This is a genomic window from Serratia sp. CY27727, from assembly GCF_052169275.1.
In the GTDB taxonomy this organism is placed as follows: domain Bacteria; phylum Pseudomonadota; class Gammaproteobacteria; order Enterobacterales; family Enterobacteriaceae; genus Serratia; species Serratia sarumanii.
Map to the genome: position 1 here is coordinate 174,059 of NZ_JBJNLB010000006.1, position 14,824 is coordinate 188,882.

A 14,824-nucleotide genomic window follows, 5' to 3' on the forward strand; every position below is an offset into this window, starting at 1 on the left:
GCCCGTTAGCGGGAGAAGGGACGGATGCCGCCGCCGAATTCCGGCTGCGCGCTGACGTACAGCAACAGCCCGGCGGCCAGCAGGATCAGGCCGCCGGCCAGCGCCAACGCCCCCCAGGCCACCGCGCTCCAGGCGGCGGGCGCGCGCGAACGGCTGAGGCGCACAGCCAGCCGGCGGCTGTAATGTACCAGCAGCGCCAGCATCGAGATGGTCAACGAGGTGCCGAACGCCATCGCCAGCGCGGAGATCACTCCCCAGCCGAACACGCCGATCACTTTGGAGAACAGCAGCACCAAAATCGCCCCCGAACAGGGGCGCATGCCCATCGCCAGCACGATGGCGGCCTGAGTGCGCCAGTCGCTTCCCGCCTGCAGCTCGCTGTCGCTCGGCAGATGCCGGTGGCCGCAGCCGCAATTGGCGCTGTGCACATGATCCGCCGCCAGCGGCGTCAGGCTGTTGATGCGTAGCGCCGGCGCCGGGCGCATCGCCTTGATCGCCGCAAACAGGCGTTTCAGCGCGCGCCAACTCAGCAGCACGCCAAGCAGCATCACCAGAATAAAGCTGCCCTTCTCCAGCCAGAAACTGCTTTGGTGCAGTTGGCGCGAAGAGAGCTGCAATACCACCAGCATCAGCGTGACCAGCGCGATCGCTACCCCACCCTGCACCAGCGAGGCGGCGAAGGTCAGCTTCAGGCTGCTTTTCAGCCGCGCCGGATGGGTAGCCAGGTAGGTGGCGATCACCACTTTGCCGTGGCCGGGGCCGAGCGCATGCAAGACGCCATAGCCGAGGCTGAACAGCATCAGCGCCAGCCCGGCCTGCTGCGGCGCGGCCTTCACCTGCTGCAACAGCCCCGCCATCTGCTGGTGCAGCGCTTTTTGCCACACCACGCTCTGCATCAGCAGCTGCGGCCAATAGTGCCACGCCAACAGCGTGGCGGCCGCCAGCGCCAGCGTGAACGGCAGCAGCGGCCACAGGCCGAAGGCCCAGTGGCGTCGGCTCGTCGTCGGTTGCGAGAGATTTAACGACATTGCAGCGTCACCCGCTGGGCGAACTGCTGCCCCAGGGCCAGGTCTTCGCCGGGCGAGTCGTTCTTGTCGAGCGACAGCGCATAGGCCTGCAGCGACGCATTCGGCTTCGGCGTCATCAGCTTGTAGCTGCACAGCTGCGCCATCTCCGGCGGCAGATGCAGCGCATTTTGGTCTTTATAGGTCATATCCACGAAATAAGTCGGATCGTAAGTAGAAAGTTCGAACGGTTTGCCCGCCAGCGGCTGCGGCTCGGCCAACGGCAGCACGAACTCCAGCACCGCCTGGTTGCCCTGGCGCGACAGGTGATATTCACTGGGCAAGTTCAGGTATTTCACCGGTTTGCCGTCGCGGTAAAGATCGGTGAAATAGTGCTGCCCCAGCACGTTGGCCATCACTTCCGCCGCCAGCTTTTTCCACACTTCCGAATCGCTCTTGGCGTTTTTCGCATCGTAGAGCAGATCCGCCGAGGTGATTTCATCCATCACCCACACCATTTTCAGGCCGACCAGCCGCTGGTCTTTGGCGACGAAGGTGGTGTTCATGTCGATAAAGCTGTGCGGATGAGCGATCGCACCGGCGCTGAACACGGCGCCGAAGGCAGCCAAAAGACGACGTAACTTCATCATTATCCTGTCTTACCTGCATTTGTTATAACGTAACACAAATAAATGCCTAACGGCCCGCCTCTCCCGGCGATATTTGTGACGAAAGTTGTAAGCCGAAGTAAAAGCCGCGCGGTAATCCTGCCGTCACAAAGCCTTTTGCTATGCTTAGGCATAATCGCAACCTTTTATGCCGGAAGGTGATAATGAGCCTGGACACCTCTCCCGTGCCCGAGCTCTCCGGACAACAACGGCGCTGCCATCTGCTGCTGATGCTGTACACGCCGGAGCCCGAGTTACAGCTGGAGACCCTAAGCCGAATCAACGGCGTCGCCCCCCCGATAACCCGGCAAGATATAGCCGAGGTGGCCAGTGAAATCCAGCGTTTCCATCACCTGGAGATCGCCGTCGATCCCGACCATGGCTACCAACTGCGGGGCAGCGTGCTCGACCAACGCCTGTGCCTGATCCACTGGCTGCGGCGGGCCCTGCGCTGTAGCCCGCGGTTTGTCGAAGGCGATTTCGCCCCGCGCCTGCGGCAAGCGCTGGCGACCGATGCCGCCCCGGCGTCTGCGCTGACAGAGGCGATCGACGCCTGCGAGCCGCTGCTCAGCCGCCACTTCGATGCGCGCGACCGCCAATTCCTGCAGCATTACCTGCTCTACTGCGCCTGGCAAAATCGCCTGCAGCAGCATCCGCGTTTCGACGCGGTTCAACGCGACTGGCTGCGGAAAAAGCCGGAACAGCAAGCCGCCGCCTGGCTGCATCAGGCCTGCAACCGGCTGTTTAACCAGCCGCCGCAGGCAGACGAGCGCGATTTTTTGGCGCTGACCTTCACCATGTTGAAAAATCACAGCTACCACAGCAACGACTCAGCGCAAGAGCGGAGATTGATGGTGGCGATCGACAGCATGGTCGAGCGCTTCCAGCAACTTTCCGGCATGGCCTTCAGCAGCAAGGCGGAGCTGGTCAGCCAGCTGTTCGCCCATCTGGCGCCGGCGCTGGAGCGCTGCCGTTTCGCCATCGGCATCGACAATATGCTGCTGGAAGAAGTGGTGCGCAAATACCCGCGGCTGATGCGCACCACGCAGGAAGCGCTGAAACCGCTGGAGCAGGAGTACGGCGTGCATTTTTCCAACGAGGAGGCGGGTCTGGTGGCCATCAGCTTCGGCGCCTGGCTGATGCAGGACAACGCGCTGCAGGAAAAGCAGGTGCTGCTGCTGACGCTGGACAACCCGCAGCTGGAAGAGGAAGTGGAATATCAGATCCGAGAGCTCACGCTGCTGCCGCTGAACATCAAGTACCTGCCGCTGAGCGACTATCTGCGCGGCGGAGCGCCGCAGGGCATCACGCTGGTGATCACCCCTTATGCGGCGGTGCACAGCGATCCGCACCCGCCGCTGATCTATACCGAACTACCGCTGGAAACCCGGCAGCGCCAGGCGATCCGCGCGCTGCTGGAAGCCCCTTAATCAGCGGCTGAGGCTGACCGCCGGCGGCCGGATAAACAAGGCCGGCACCGCGACCGCCGCCATCACCCAGAATACCCCGCCCTGCCAATGTTCGAACAGGAACCCGGCAATGACCGTCATGACGGCGATGCCGCCGCCCATCGCCAGCGCCGAATACACCGCCTGCAGTTGGATCACCTCTTGCCCCTGACGCGCGGCGATAAAGCGCATCGCCGCCAAATGGCAGACGGTGAAAGTGCCGCAGTGCAGGATCTGGATCAGCAGCAGCCAGCCCAGCTCGGTGCTATAGGCCATCAGGCTCCAGCGCAACACGCCGCAGCAGGCGGAGAGCAACAGCAGGTTGCGCGCATTCCAGCGGCGGAACAGCACGTTGCTGCTGGCGAAAATAATCACCTCCGCCACCACGCCCAGCGACCACAGATAGCCGATGGTCGAGGCCGAATAGCCCGCCTCCTGCCAGTAAATGGAGCCGAAGCTGTAGTAGCCGGCGTGCGCCCCTTGCAGCAGCGTGACGCACAGCAGGAAGCGCCAGACCGGCCCCTCTTTCAACAGTGCCCACAGCGAACGTTCGGTTCCGCTGCGCGTGCGCGCTTCGCCCTGCGGCATGACGCTCGGCTTCAACAGCATGCCCAGCAGCATCGCCAGCACGCTGAAGATCAGGCTGTAGAGAATGGCGTTATGGCCCCATACCGCTACCAGCTGCCCGGTCAGCGCCGAGCCGATGACGAACGCCAGCGAACCCCACAGCCGCACCCGGCCGTAGTCCATACGGATCTGCTTTTGCCAGGTGGCGGCCAACGCGTCGGTCAGCGGCACCAGCGGCGAGAAGAACAGGTTGAAACCCGCTATCACCAGCATCAGCCAACCCCAGCCGTTGCCGAAACAGAAACCGACCGCAAAGGCCAGGGTCAGCAGCGCCAGCAGGCGCAGGGCGGAGACTAAATGAGAGGGATCTTTAACGCGGGGCGCAATCAGTAAGCTGCCGAGGAAGCGGGCCACCAAGCCGGCGCCGAGCAGCATGCCGATGGTTTCGGGCGCGATGCCCTCGCCTTTCAGCCACACGCCCCAGAACGGTAAGAAGATGCCATAGGAAAAGAAGTAGGTGAAATAACTGAGCGCGAGCCAACGCGTGGATTGCAGAACCATGATCCCTCCGGAGTGAGGGCAATACTTTGACAGAGCTCACACCGCCCCGCAATCTTCATTCCACTTCAATGCGTTAGAGTGCCAGACAGCTCACAGTTTGCCGCGAGCGGCCACAAAAAAACCCGCCGCAGCGGGTTTTGTCGGGCGAAAGCGGGATTACGCGTAAACCGGCAGGCGGGCGCAGATATCCAGCACTTTCTTCTTGGTGCGTTCGATGGTGGCTTCATCGTTGATGTTGTCCAGCACATCACAGATCCAACCGGCCAGTTCGCGCACGTCGGCTTCTTTGAAGCCGCGACGGGTGACGGCCGGGGTGCCGATACGCACGCCGGAGGTGACGAACGGGCTTTTCGGATCGTTCGGCACGCTGTTTTTGTTGACCGTGATGTTGGCGCGGCCCAGGGCAGCGTCCGCTTCTTTACCGGTCAGATTTTTGTCGACCAGATCCAGCAGGAACAGGTGGTTATGGGTGCCGCCGGAGACCACTTTGTAGCCGCGCTGCAGGAACACGTCCACCATCGCCTTGGCGTTGACCGCCACTTGCTGCTGATAAACCTTGAACTCAGGCTCCATCGCTTCTTTCAGCGCCACCGCCTTGCCGGCGATCACGTGCATCAGCGGGCCGCCCTGGCCGCCAGGGAACACGGCGGAGTTCAGCTTTTTGTACAGATCTTCGTCGCCGCCCTTCGCCAGGATCAGGCCGCCGCGCGGGCCCGCCAGGGTTTTGTGGGTGGTGGTGGTGACGATGTGCGCGTGCGGTACCGGGTTCGGGTACACGCCGGCGGCGATCAGGCCCGCCACGTGCGCCATGTCGACGAACAGGTAAGCGCCGATGCTGTCGGCGATTTCACGCATTTTGGCCCAGTCAACCACACCGGAGTAAGCGGAGAAGCCGCCGATGATCATTTTCGGCTTGTGGGTTTGCGCCTGCTTGGCCAGATCGTCATAGTCGATTTGGCCTTTGTCGTCGATGCCGTAAGGCACCACGTTATACAGTTTGCCGGACAGGTTGACCGGGGAACCGTGGGTCAGGTGGCCGCCGTGCGCCAGGTTCATGCCCAGAATGGTGTCGCCCGGCTGCAGCAGCGCGGTGTACACGGCGAAGTTAGCCTGGGAGCCGGAGTGCGGCTGCACGTTGGCGTAATCGGCGCCGAACAATTCTTTGGCGCGATCGATAGCCAGCTGCTCAACGATATCCACGTATTCGCAGCCGCCGTAGTAACGCTTGCCCGGATAGCCTTCAGCGTATTTGTTGGTCAGCTGGGAACCCTGAGCCTGCATCACGCGCGGGCTGGTGTAGTTCTCAGACGCGATCAGCTCGATGTGCTCTTCCTGACGCACCACTTCCTGCTCCATGGCACGCCACAGTTCCGCATCGTAATCGGCAATGTTCATTTCACGCTTTAACATCCGGCATCTCCTGACTTAAATCAGCTAACTAAAAAATCACCAAATAACTACCCGTTTGGGTTCTGGGCCACAGTGTAAACCGTTTCGCCCCACCGAAGATAGGTCTTGACAGAGGTTTTTACGCAAACGATTGGCATAAGGTGGCGCAAGGCTTTGATCCGCTAAACGCCGCCGTTTATCAACGGACATTTCCTCATGCGAACGATGCGCTTTTTTCATGTTCTGTGAGCGCGATCGACGCCCGAAGAACACCGCAACGAAAACAAGGGTATTTACAAGCGACGCGGAACCCAATAAGATGCATTTAAAATACATCATTAAAATTCTCGTCAAGATCCCAACCCAAGGAGCGCTTCCATGCTGGATAGCCAAACCATCGCCACCGTGAAATCCACCATTCCCCTGCTGGCTGCGACCGGGCCGAAGCTGACCGCCCACTTTTACGATCGCATGTTCGCGCACAACCCGGAATTGAAAGACATTTTCAACATGAGCAACCAGCGCAACGGCGATCAGCGTCAGGCGCTGTTCGACGCCATCTGCGCCTATGCCGCCAACATCGAGAACCTGGCGGCGCTGCTGCCGGCGGTGGAGCGCATCGCGCAGAAGCACACCAGCTTCAATATCCAGCCGGAGCAATACAACATCGTCGGCGGTCACCTGCTGGCGACCCTGGACGAAATGTTCAGCCCGGGTCAGGAAGTCCTGGACGCCTGGGGCAAGGCCTACGGCGTGCTGGCCAACGTATTTATCCAGCGTGAAGAACAGATTTATCAGCAGAGTGAAACCGACAACGGCGGCTGGCGCGATCTGCGCGCGTTCCGCATCCTGAAGAAACAGCCGCAGAGCGACGTGATCTGCAGTTTCGTGCTGGCGCCGGTGGACGGCGGCCGGGTGGCGGACTTCAAACCGGGGCAGTATCTGGCGGTCTACATCAAGCACGACAGCCTGGAACATCAGGAAATTCGCCAGTACTCGCTGACCACCTCGCCGAACGGCGAGTTCTACCGCATCGCGGTGAAGCGCGAAGATCAGGGGAAAGTGTCCAACTACCTGCACCAGCAGGCGCAGGAAGGCGACGTGATCTACATCGCCCCGCCGCACGGCGACTTCTTCCTCGACGTGGCGCCGACCACGCCGGTGGCGCTGATCTCCGCCGGCGTCGGCCAAACCCCGATGCTCGGCATGCTCAACACCCTGCACGACAGCCAGCATCAGGCGCAGGTCCACTGGCTGCACGCGGCGGAAAACGGCGGCGTGCACGCCTTTGCCGATGAAGTGGCGGATATTGCCGGGCGCATGCCGAATCTGAGCCGCCATGTGTGGTACCGCGAGCCGGGCGCCGATGACGTGGAAGGCCGCGACTACCACAGCCGCGGATTGATGGATTTGAGCGCGCTGCAAGGCAGCCTGGCCGATCCGCAGATGCACTATTACTTCTGCGGCCCGGTGGCCTTCATGCAGTTCGTGGGCAAACAGCTGCTGGAAATGGGCGTAGAGGCCGAACGCATCCACTACGAATGCTTCGGCCCGCATAAGGTGCTGTAATGCTTGCGGAGCGCGGCCGTCAAGCCGCGCTCCCTCTTCATTTCGCCTGCAGTTGGCGCGCGTCCTGCACCTGCTGCACCGTCACCGGCGCCGCCTGGTTGCCCCAGCTTCCCCGCAGATAGCTCATCAGATCGGCCGCTTGACGATCGTTCAACGCCCAGCCGTAAGCCGGCATGTCGAACGCCATCGCCTGCTGCGTGGTCGGCGTATGCGCCCCCTCCAGCACCACCCGCAGCGCGGTAAGCGGATTGTCCGCCGTTACCGTGGCATTGCCCGCCAGCGCCGGAATGGCGAAGTCAGTGCCCTCCCCCTTATTGCCGTGGCAGGTCGAGCAGTACATCGCGTAGGTCGCCTTGCCGCCCGGGTTATCCGCCTGCGCGGCAGGCGCAGCGGCTTTGGCGGCGGTGTCCGGCGCCAGGCTGCGCAGGTACACCGCGATGGCGTTCAGATCGCCGTCGCTGAGATACTGCGTGCTGTGGGTCACCACCTCGCTCATCGGCCCGGCGACCGCCGCATGGCGGCTGCGGCCGGTTTTCAGCAGCGCCGTCACCTCTTCCGGCAGCAGGCCGCGCAGATTGGAGGCGTACCAGCCGTCCAGCTCGGCGCCGCTCAGGAACACCGGTTCCTTGCCGTCCAGCCCCTTCTCCTGCATCGCCCAGCCGCGCGGCGTGTGGCAGCTGCCGCAATGGCCCGCGCCCTGCACCAGATAGGCGCCGCGGTTCCACTCGGCGCTTTGCTGCGGATCGGCCTGATACGGCTGGTCGTCGTGGAACAGCGAGTTCCACACCGCCAGCGGCCAGCGCATCGACAGCGGCCAGCTGATGTCGCTGTTCCGGTTGGCGACGTTCTGCGCCGGCACCTCTTTCATCAGATAGTCATACAGCGCGCGCATGTCTTCCACGCTCATTTTGGCGTACGAGGTGTACGGCATCGCCGGGTAGAGCCGGTGGCCGTCTTTGGCTATCCCCTGGCGCATGGCGCGATCGAACTCCTCGAACGAATAGGCGCCGATGCCGTGCAGCTTGTCCGGCGTGATGTTGGTGGCGTAGATAGCCCCGAGCGGCGTCGGGAACTTCATGCCACCCGCCAATTCGGCGCCGCCCGGCGCGGTGTGGCAGGCGGTGCAGTCACCGGCTTTGGCGACGTATTCCCCGGCCGACATCGCCTGGGCCGAACCGCCGGCCGCCAGCAGGCTCAACAGGTACAGCGAACGCAGACTCATGCTCCCTCCTTGGCGGCTACCTTGCCGTAGGCCAGTTCATTCACCGCGCGCCACGCCTGATCGATCGCCGAGTTGGCGTACGGGCTCCAGTCGGCATCGGAGTTGGCGATAACGATCTTGCCGATCGGCTGCCGCGCCGTTTCGATGATTTTCGTGGCCTCGTCTTCGTCGTCGAACAGCCCGTTGAGGAAGTAGGAGTAACCGTGCGACCAGCGGTTGACGGTGATCGCCTGAATGTCGCGCTGATGGTCGAAACCGGCCTCGCCCAGCATGCCCTGCAGCTGTTCGCGGATCATCTGCTCGTGCACCTCGAACGGCGTGCCCAGCAGCAGCGCGCGCCCTTTGCGCGACTGCTCGCGCGGGCTGAGGCCGCTGCCCGGCAGCGTCGGCACATAGACCATATGCAGGCCGATTGGCCGATCCGGATCGCGCGGGTGCTGGTACCCGCCCATGCTCACCGGGTAGTCCAGCTTCACGCGGCTGTACGGTGCGGCCGGCGAATAAATTTCGTGCACGCCCAGCTTGATGAACGGCTGCCAGTTGCGGATCACCACCTTGCTGTACACCAGCGGCGCCTTGACGTTCTGCTTCAGCGCCTCCTGCTGCTCGTGCGACATCTCCGGCACCAGGTACGGGATCATCATGTTGTAGCCGGCCATCACCACCTGCCCGGCACGCACCTTGGTCATCTTCTCACCGGTCATGTAGGTGACTTCCACCTTGTCGCCGACGTTGGCCGCGTGCAGCCCGGTGCTGTTCAAACGCAGCTTCACCGGCGACTCCGGCCGATCGAGCTGGCCGTAGTCGAATTTGGCCAGCACCACGTCGTTCATGTCTTTGCCGGCCGGCGCCACCGCCGGGATCAATTTGCGCACCATCAGGCGCGCCAGCGTGGCGTTGCCGTCCGGGAAGTGGAACACGTAAGGATCGTCGAGATCCGCCTGCGACTCCTCGTCCAGCGGCGGCAGATTCATGCCGTCAAGGCCCGGCAGATCGCAGATGCGCGCATCGCTGCACGACGTGCCGTCGATGCCCACCGCCTGGAAATCGTTGGTGGTCTGCTGGAAATAACGGATCGCCAGCTCACTCAGGCCCACCTTCTCGCGCAGGAACTGGGTGTAGCTGTGGGTATCGAGCCACTCGACCTTCTGCTCCAGCGTCATCTCCGGCAGATAATCTTTCTTCACCGTATGCAGCGCGATCAACGCCTGGCGATCGCTTTCCGGCAGCGGGAAATCGCCGATGAACGCTTCATAAGAGCGGCCGTTGAGACGATCGCGCGGAATGTCGTCCGCCACCGTGCGGCCCGGATCGCCGCTCACCACCTTGTCGACGCCGAAGTTCTTGCGATCGAAGTAAACCCCGCGGCTCAGGTTCAGATCCGGGTAGAAGGTGGTGTCAAACGCCTGCTCCAGCCGATCGATATCGACGCCGAGATTGCGCAGCAGCCCCATCGCCACCGGGCTGAAGTTGGAGCGCGGCGACTGCAGCGATTCGCTGCCGCCGTAGCCGAGCAGCATGCCGTCGTCGGTGTTGAATTCGTTGCGCTTGGCGTGGCCGCCGAAGTCGTCATGGTTGTCGATCAGCAAAATGCGCTGCTGCTCACCTTTCAGCTGCTGCCAGAAGCAGGCGGCCGCCAACCCGCTGATGCCGGCGCCGACCACCACCAGATCGAACTCTTCAACGGCGGGCACGCTGCCGAAATCAAAGGTTTTGCCGTCGCGCCCCAACTGGTGCGCATGCTCGAACGAGCCCGGATGGTTACCCCGCAGCCCGGTCAGCGCCGGCGGGTAGTACAGGGTTTGATTGGCGGTTTGCGGCGACGCGCGCAAGATTTGCAGCGGCGTCAACCCGGCGGCGATGGTGATCGCCACCCCGTTGAGAAAATCGCGTCGGGTAATACCCATATAGGCTTCCTTTCAATTTTTCCCCGTCGTATTTCAAGCTACAGCGTTGTTGCCTGCACTTGTTCATCCCCAGTCACTTACTTAAGTAAGCTCCTGGGGATGAACAAGCTGGTCGCCTAGCCGTAGCCTGAAATTCATAGGGGAATATTATTATCATCGGCCGGCCGGGGCCGGCCCGAAGGCCGCGCTATTGTGCGGATAATTATTGTAAAATCAATGTTTGAACATCACATGACGAATGGCGGTGTAATCCTCCAGCCCGTACATCGACATATCCTTGCCGTAGCCGGACAGTTTCTGGCCGCCGTGCGGCATTTCGCTCACCAGCATGAAGTGGGTGTTCACCCAGGTGCAGCCGTATTGCAGGCGGGCGCTTAAGCGATGCGCGCGGCCCACGTCGCGAGTCCACACGGACGACGCCAGCCCGTAGTTGGATTCGTTCGCCCAGGCCAGCACCTGTTCTTCGTCGTCAAACGGCGTCACCGTCACTACCGGGCCGAACACCTCGCGCTGCACGATCTCATCCTCCTGGCGCGCGCCGGCCAGCAGCGTCGGCTGGAAGTAGTAACCCGGCCCCTTCACCTTCTCGCCGCCGGTCACCACCTGCACGTGCGGCAAGGCTTTGGCTCGCTCGACAAAACCGGCGACCCGCTCCAGATGCTGGGCGGTAATCAATGGCCCCAGCTCGGTGCTCTCGTCGTCCGGCGCGCCGATCTTCAGGCTGGCCACCGCCTCGCCCAGCCGCTTCACCAGCTCGGGATAAATGCTTTTCTGCGCGTAGATGCGGCAGGCGGCGGTGCAATCCTGCCCGGCGTTGTAGAAACCGAAGCCGCGAATGCCGTCCACCACCTGCTGCAGATCGGCGTCGTCGAACACCAGCACCGGCGCCTTGCCGCCCAGTTCCATATGGGTGCGCTTAATGCCGGCGGCGGTGTGGGCGATGATGTGCTCGCCGGTGGCGATCGAGCCGGTCAGCGACACCATGCGCACCTTGTCATGCCCGGTCAACCGATCGCCGACGCTGGCGCCGCGGCCGAACAGCACGTTGAGCACGCCCGGCGGGAACAGCCCGGCGGCCAGTTCGGCCAGTTTGAAAGTGGTCAGCGGCGTCTGTTCCGACGGCTTGATCACCACGCAGTTGCCCGCCGCCAACGCCGGCGCCAGTTTCCAGGCCGCCATCATCAGCGGGTAGTTCCACGGCGCGATCGAGGCCACCACGCCCAGCGGATCGCGGCGGATCATCGAGGTATGCCCGGCCAGATACTCGCCGGCCGCCATGCCGGTCAGGCAGCGGCTGGCCCCGGCGAAGAAGCGAAACACGTCGGCCACCGCCGGCAGTTCGTCGTTCAACACGCAGTGATAAGGCTTGCCGCAGTTGAGCGACTCCAGCCTGGCGAAGGTCTCGGCATGCGCGTCGATCAGATCCGCCAGCTTGAGCAGATGCTCGGCGCGCTCTTTCGGCGTGGTTTGCCCCCAGGCGGCGAACGCGGCGTCCGCCGCCAGCACCGCGCGATCGACCTGCTCCGGGCTGGCCTCCGCCACCTGCGCGATCACTTCGCCGGTCGCCGGGTTATACACCGGCTGGGTCGCGCCCTGGCCGTTCACCAGGTGGCCGTCAATCAACAGTTGGCTTTGCATAGGGTTATCCTTTTATCAGAGGTCGGGTAAGGAAATTATTTGCCGCTGCCGGCGACGCTTTCCCCACCTTTGGTCAGGTAGTAAGCGCCGAGGATCGGCAGCATGGTCAACAGCATTACCGACAGCGCCACCACGTTGGTGATCGGCACATCGCGCGGGCGACCGAGCTGGTTCAGCAGCCACAGCGGCAGCGTGCGCTCGTGGCCGGCGGTAAAGGTGGTCACGATGATTTCATCGAAAGACAGCGCGAACGCCAGCATGCCCCCGGCCAGCAGCGCCGAGCCGAGGTTCGGCAAGATCACGTAACGGAAGGTTTGCCAGCCGTCGGCGCCGAGATCCATCGACGCTTCGATCAGGCTGTACGAGGTGCGGCGGAACCGGGCGATGACGTTGTTGAACACGATCACCACGCAGAACGTCGCATGGCCGACGACGATAGTCAGGATGCCCGGCTCGATGTTCAGCGCCTTGAACGCCGCCAGCAGCGCCAGACCGGTGACGATCCCCGGCAGCGCGATCGGCAGCAGCAACAGCAGCGAAATGCTGTCCTTGCCGAAGAAATCGCGCCGATACAGCGCCGCCGCCGCCAAGGTGCCGAGCACCAGCGCGATGGCGGTCGCCAGGCAGGCGATCTGCGCCGACAGCAGCACCGCATCGAGGATATCCTGCCGCCCGGCGGCAACGTTGAACCAGTGCAGCGTGAACCCCTTCGGCGGGAAGCTGAAAGCGGCATCCTCGGTGTTGAAGGCGTAGATGGCGATGATCGCCAACGGGAAATGCAGGAAGACAAGTCCGCCCCAGGCGGCCAGCTTCAGCCCTAAGGGCGCGCGTTCAGAGTGCATCGAAAGCCCCCAGACGTTTGACGATGGAAAGGTAAATGGCGATCAGGACGATCGGCACCAGCGTAAAGGCCGCGGCCATCGGCATATTGCCGATCGCACCCTGCTGGGCGTACACCATGCTGCCGATGAAATAGCCCGGCGGCCCCACCAGCTGCGGCACGATAAAGTCGCCCAGCGTCAGCGAAAAGGTGAAGATCGACCCGGCGGCGATGCCCGGCACCGCCAGCGGCAAAATGACGTGGCGGAAGGTCTGCGCCGGCCGGGCGCCCAGATCCGCCGAGGCGTGCAGCAGCGAGGGCGGCAGGCGCTCCAGCGCCGCCTGGATCGGCAGGATCATGAACGGCAGCCAGATATAGACGAACACCAGAAAACGCCCCAGCCCCGAGGTCGACAGCGTGTTGCCGCCGACGCCGGGCACCGTCAGCAGCGAAGCCAACAGCGGCTCCAACCCCAGGTGCTGCAGGAACCACTGCGCCACGCCGTCTTTCGCCAGCAGCAGGGTCCAGGCGTAGGCTTTAACGATATAGCTGGCCCACATCGGCATCATCACCGCGATGTAAAAGAACGCCTTGACGCGGCCGCTGGTGTAGCGCGCCATGTAATAGGCGATCGGGAACGCCAGCACCGCGCTGGCCAGCGACACCAGCACCGCCATGGTCAGCGTGCGCAGGATGATGTCGTAGTTGGCCGGGTTGAACAGCGCCGCCAGGTTGGCGAAGGTCAGATCCGGCGTCACCGCCATGGTGAAATCGTCAAAGGTGTAAAACCCTTGCCACAGCAGCGTCAGCAGCGAACCGAGGTACACCGCGCCGAACCACAGCAGCGGCGGCACCAGCAGCAAAAGCAGATACAGCGTCGACCGGCGATAGAGCCAGGTCGACAGCGCGCGCACGGTGCCGCCGCGCGCCGAGGGGGAATCGATGCTCATGTCCATCTCACCTCTCCTCCAGCAGCGGCACCATCGCCGCGCGCGGCCAGCAGGCGACGATCGGCTGGCCGATCTGCCGCTGTTGCCCTTCGGCGAGCCACTGCGGATTGGCCTGGCTGACCAGCAGCTTTTCGCCGCCGTTCAGCGCGATTTCATACCGCGTGGCCGCGCCCTGGTAATGGATTTCCTGCAGCGTGCCCTGCACCTGGATCTCGTCCTGCGCCGCGCCGCCCTGCTCCAGCAGGCGGATATGCTCCGGCCGGATCGAGAAGGTTCGGCTTTCGCCGAGCAGGCGCTGCGCCAGCTCGCTGCGCACCACGTTGGAGGTGCCGACGAATTCGGCGACGAACGGCGTCTTAGGCCGCATGTAAAGCTCGCGCGGCGTATCCACCTGTTCGATGCGGCCGTTATTGAACACCGCCACCCGATCGGACATCGACAGCGCTTCGCTTTGATCGTGGGTGACGAAGATAAAGGTGATGCCCAGCTGGCGCTGCAGCTTCTTCAGCTCGCCCTGCATCTGCTCGCGCAGCTTGAGATCCAGCGCGCCGAGCGGTTCGTCCAGCAGCAGCACCCGCGGCCGATTGACCAGCGCGCGCGCCAACGCCACGCGCTGCCGCTGGCCGCCCGACAGGTGCGCCGGTTTGCGTTCGGCAACGAAACCGAGCGCCACGCTCTCCAGCGCCTCTTGCGCCCGCGCCAGCCGCTCGCGTTTGGCGACGCCCTTCACCATCAGGCCGTAGGCGACGTTTTCCAGCACCGACATGTGCGGGAACAGCGCGTAATCCTGAAACACCGTATTCACGTCGCGCTGGTACGGCGGCAGGTTGGCGGCTTCCTGGCCGTGGATGCGAATCGAGCCGGAAGTGAGCTGTTCAAAGCCGGCGATCAGGCGCAGGCAGGTGGTTTTGCCCGAGCCGGACGGCCCGAGCATGGAGAAGAATTCCCCGTCCTGAATGTCGATGGATACCCGATCCACGGCGCGAACATCGCCGAAAGTCCGCGAAACATCGATGAATTGCACGGCAATGGTCATTTTCTGTGCTCCATACTGATGTAGTTCGGGCGCAGCGGGCTGCGC

At 63.1% G+C, this 14,824-nt stretch carries 12 protein-coding genes; 2 read left to right on the forward strand and 10 right to left on the reverse strand.

What is annotated here, in order from left to right; translation table 11 throughout:
- Window positions 1-5 precede the first annotated feature (5 nt).
- Together ACJ8HB_RS16305 and ACJ8HB_RS16310 are read right to left on the reverse strand one after the other, a co-directional pair.
- The gene (locus tag ACJ8HB_RS16305) at window positions 6-1,028 is read right to left on the reverse strand and encodes a nickel/cobalt transporter (RefSeq protein WP_094860014.1); all 1,023 of its coding nucleotides are present in this window, start codon (window positions 1,026-1,028) and stop codon (window positions 6-8) included.
- Window positions 1,019-1,654, reverse strand: a complete 636-nt coding sequence (locus tag ACJ8HB_RS16310; protein WP_033651572.1) for a DUF1007 family protein — start codon at window positions 1,652-1,654, stop codon at window positions 1,019-1,021. The genes ACJ8HB_RS16305 and ACJ8HB_RS16310 overlap by 10 nt, the downstream gene beginning before the upstream one ends.
- A gap of 182 nt (window positions 1,655-1,836) precedes the next feature.
- On the opposite strand from ACJ8HB_RS16310, the gene csiE reads away from it, so the two are divergent.
- Window positions 1,837-3,102: a stationary phase inducible protein CsiE gene (csiE, locus tag ACJ8HB_RS16315; RefSeq protein WP_047570911.1), complete on the forward strand. Its 1,266-nt coding sequence runs from the start codon at window positions 1,837-1,839 to the stop codon at window positions 3,100-3,102.
- Here csiE and ACJ8HB_RS16320 read toward each other — a convergent pair whose 3' ends face one another.
- Together ACJ8HB_RS16320 and glyA are read right to left on the reverse strand one after the other, a co-directional pair.
- On the reverse strand, window positions 3,103-4,248 hold the full coding sequence (locus tag ACJ8HB_RS16320; RefSeq protein ID WP_047570910.1) for a 3-phenylpropionate MFS transporter: 1,146 nt from the start codon (window positions 4,246-4,248) through the stop codon (window positions 3,103-3,105). It lies immediately after the preceding gene.
- Window positions 4,249-4,404: 156 nt separating this feature from the next.
- Window positions 4,405-5,658: a serine hydroxymethyltransferase gene (gene glyA, locus ACJ8HB_RS16325; RefSeq protein ID WP_047570908.1), complete on the reverse strand. Its 1,254-nt coding sequence runs from the start codon at window positions 5,656-5,658 to the stop codon at window positions 4,405-4,407.
- A gap of 357 nt (window positions 5,659-6,015) precedes the next feature.
- Between glyA and hmpA the strand changes: the two genes are divergently transcribed.
- Entirely contained in the window at window positions 6,016-7,206 is a 1,191-nt protein-coding gene (gene hmpA, locus ACJ8HB_RS16330; RefSeq protein ID WP_033648924.1) for an NO-inducible flavohemoprotein, read from the forward strand.
- A 37-nt stretch (window positions 7,207-7,243) separates the two neighbouring features.
- Here the strand turns inward: hmpA and ACJ8HB_RS16335 are convergent, their stop codons facing one another.
- The 6 genes from ACJ8HB_RS16335 to ACJ8HB_RS16360 form a co-directional block, all read right to left on the reverse strand.
- A complete protein-coding gene (locus tag ACJ8HB_RS16335) occupies window positions 7,244-8,428 on the reverse strand; it encodes a c-type cytochrome (RefSeq protein WP_047570906.1) in 1,185 nt (394 codons plus the stop codon).
- Window positions 8,425-10,335, reverse strand: coding sequence for an NAD(P)/FAD-dependent oxidoreductase (locus ACJ8HB_RS16340; RefSeq protein WP_047570904.1), 1,911 nt, complete (start codon window positions 10,333-10,335; stop codon window positions 8,425-8,427). Before ACJ8HB_RS16340 ends, ACJ8HB_RS16335 begins: the two co-directional genes overlap by 4 nt.
- 213 nt (window positions 10,336-10,548) lie before the next feature.
- The gene (patD, locus tag ACJ8HB_RS16345; protein ID WP_033648927.1) at window positions 10,549-11,973 is read right to left on the reverse strand and encodes an aminobutyraldehyde dehydrogenase; all 1,425 of its coding nucleotides are present in this window, start codon (window positions 11,971-11,973) and stop codon (window positions 10,549-10,551) included.
- A gap of 35 nt (window positions 11,974-12,008) precedes the next feature.
- Window positions 12,009-12,815 carry an ABC transporter permease gene (locus ACJ8HB_RS16350; RefSeq protein WP_004941378.1) on the reverse strand — a complete coding sequence of 269 codons (807 nt, stop codon included), beginning with the start codon at window positions 12,813-12,815 and terminating at the stop codon, window positions 12,009-12,011.
- Window positions 12,805-13,749, reverse strand: a complete 945-nt coding sequence (locus ACJ8HB_RS16355) for an ABC transporter permease (RefSeq protein ID WP_094860015.1) — start codon at window positions 13,747-13,749, stop codon at window positions 12,805-12,807. The genes ACJ8HB_RS16350 and ACJ8HB_RS16355 overlap by 11 nt, the downstream gene beginning before the upstream one ends.
- Before the next feature lies 1 nt (window position 13,750).
- The gene (locus tag ACJ8HB_RS16360) at window positions 13,751-14,779 is read right to left on the reverse strand and encodes an ABC transporter ATP-binding protein (RefSeq protein ID WP_033635610.1); all 1,029 of its coding nucleotides are present in this window, start codon (window positions 14,777-14,779) and stop codon (window positions 13,751-13,753) included.
- Window positions 14,780-14,824: the final 45 nt, after the last annotated feature.

Excerpts from the sequence above, each read along its gene's own strand:
- ACJ8HB_RS16340 (WP_047570904.1), bottom strand. The coding sequence starts at position 10,335 with ATGGGTATTACCCGACGCGATTTTCTCAACGGGGTGGCGATCACCATC.
- csiE (WP_047570911.1), top strand. The coding sequence starts at position 1,837 with ATGAGCCTGGACACCTCTCCCGTGCCCGAGCTCTCCGGACAACAACGG.
- ACJ8HB_RS16310 (WP_033651572.1), bottom strand. The coding sequence starts at position 1,654 with ATGATGAAGTTACGTCGTCTTTTGGCTGCCTTCGGCGCCGTGTTCAGC.
- ACJ8HB_RS16320 (WP_047570910.1), bottom strand. The coding sequence starts at position 4,248 with ATGGTTCTGCAATCCACGCGTTGGCTCGCGCTCAGTTATTTCACCTAC.
- patD (WP_033648927.1), bottom strand. The coding sequence starts at position 11,973 with ATGCAAAGCCAACTGTTGATTGACGGCCACCTGGTGAACGGCCAGGGC.
- ACJ8HB_RS16350 (WP_004941378.1), bottom strand. The coding sequence starts at position 12,815 with ATGCACTCTGAACGCGCGCCCTTAGGGCTGAAGCTGGCCGCCTGGGGC.
- ACJ8HB_RS16360 (WP_033635610.1), bottom strand. The coding sequence starts at position 14,779 with ATGACCATTGCCGTGCAATTCATCGATGTTTCGCGGACTTTCGGCGAT.
- hmpA (WP_033648924.1), top strand. The coding sequence starts at position 6,016 with ATGCTGGATAGCCAAACCATCGCCACCGTGAAATCCACCATTCCCCTG.
- ACJ8HB_RS16355 (WP_094860015.1), bottom strand. The coding sequence starts at position 13,749 with ATGGACATGAGCATCGATTCCCCCTCGGCGCGCGGCGGCACCGTGCGC.
- ACJ8HB_RS16335 (WP_047570906.1), bottom strand. The coding sequence starts at position 8,428 with ATGAGTCTGCGTTCGCTGTACCTGTTGAGCCTGCTGGCGGCCGGCGGT.
- glyA (WP_047570908.1), bottom strand. The coding sequence starts at position 5,658 with ATGTTAAAGCGTGAAATGAACATTGCCGATTACGATGCGGAACTGTGG.
- ACJ8HB_RS16305 (WP_094860014.1), bottom strand. The coding sequence starts at position 1,028 with ATGTCGTTAAATCTCTCGCAACCGACGACGAGCCGACGCCACTGGGCC.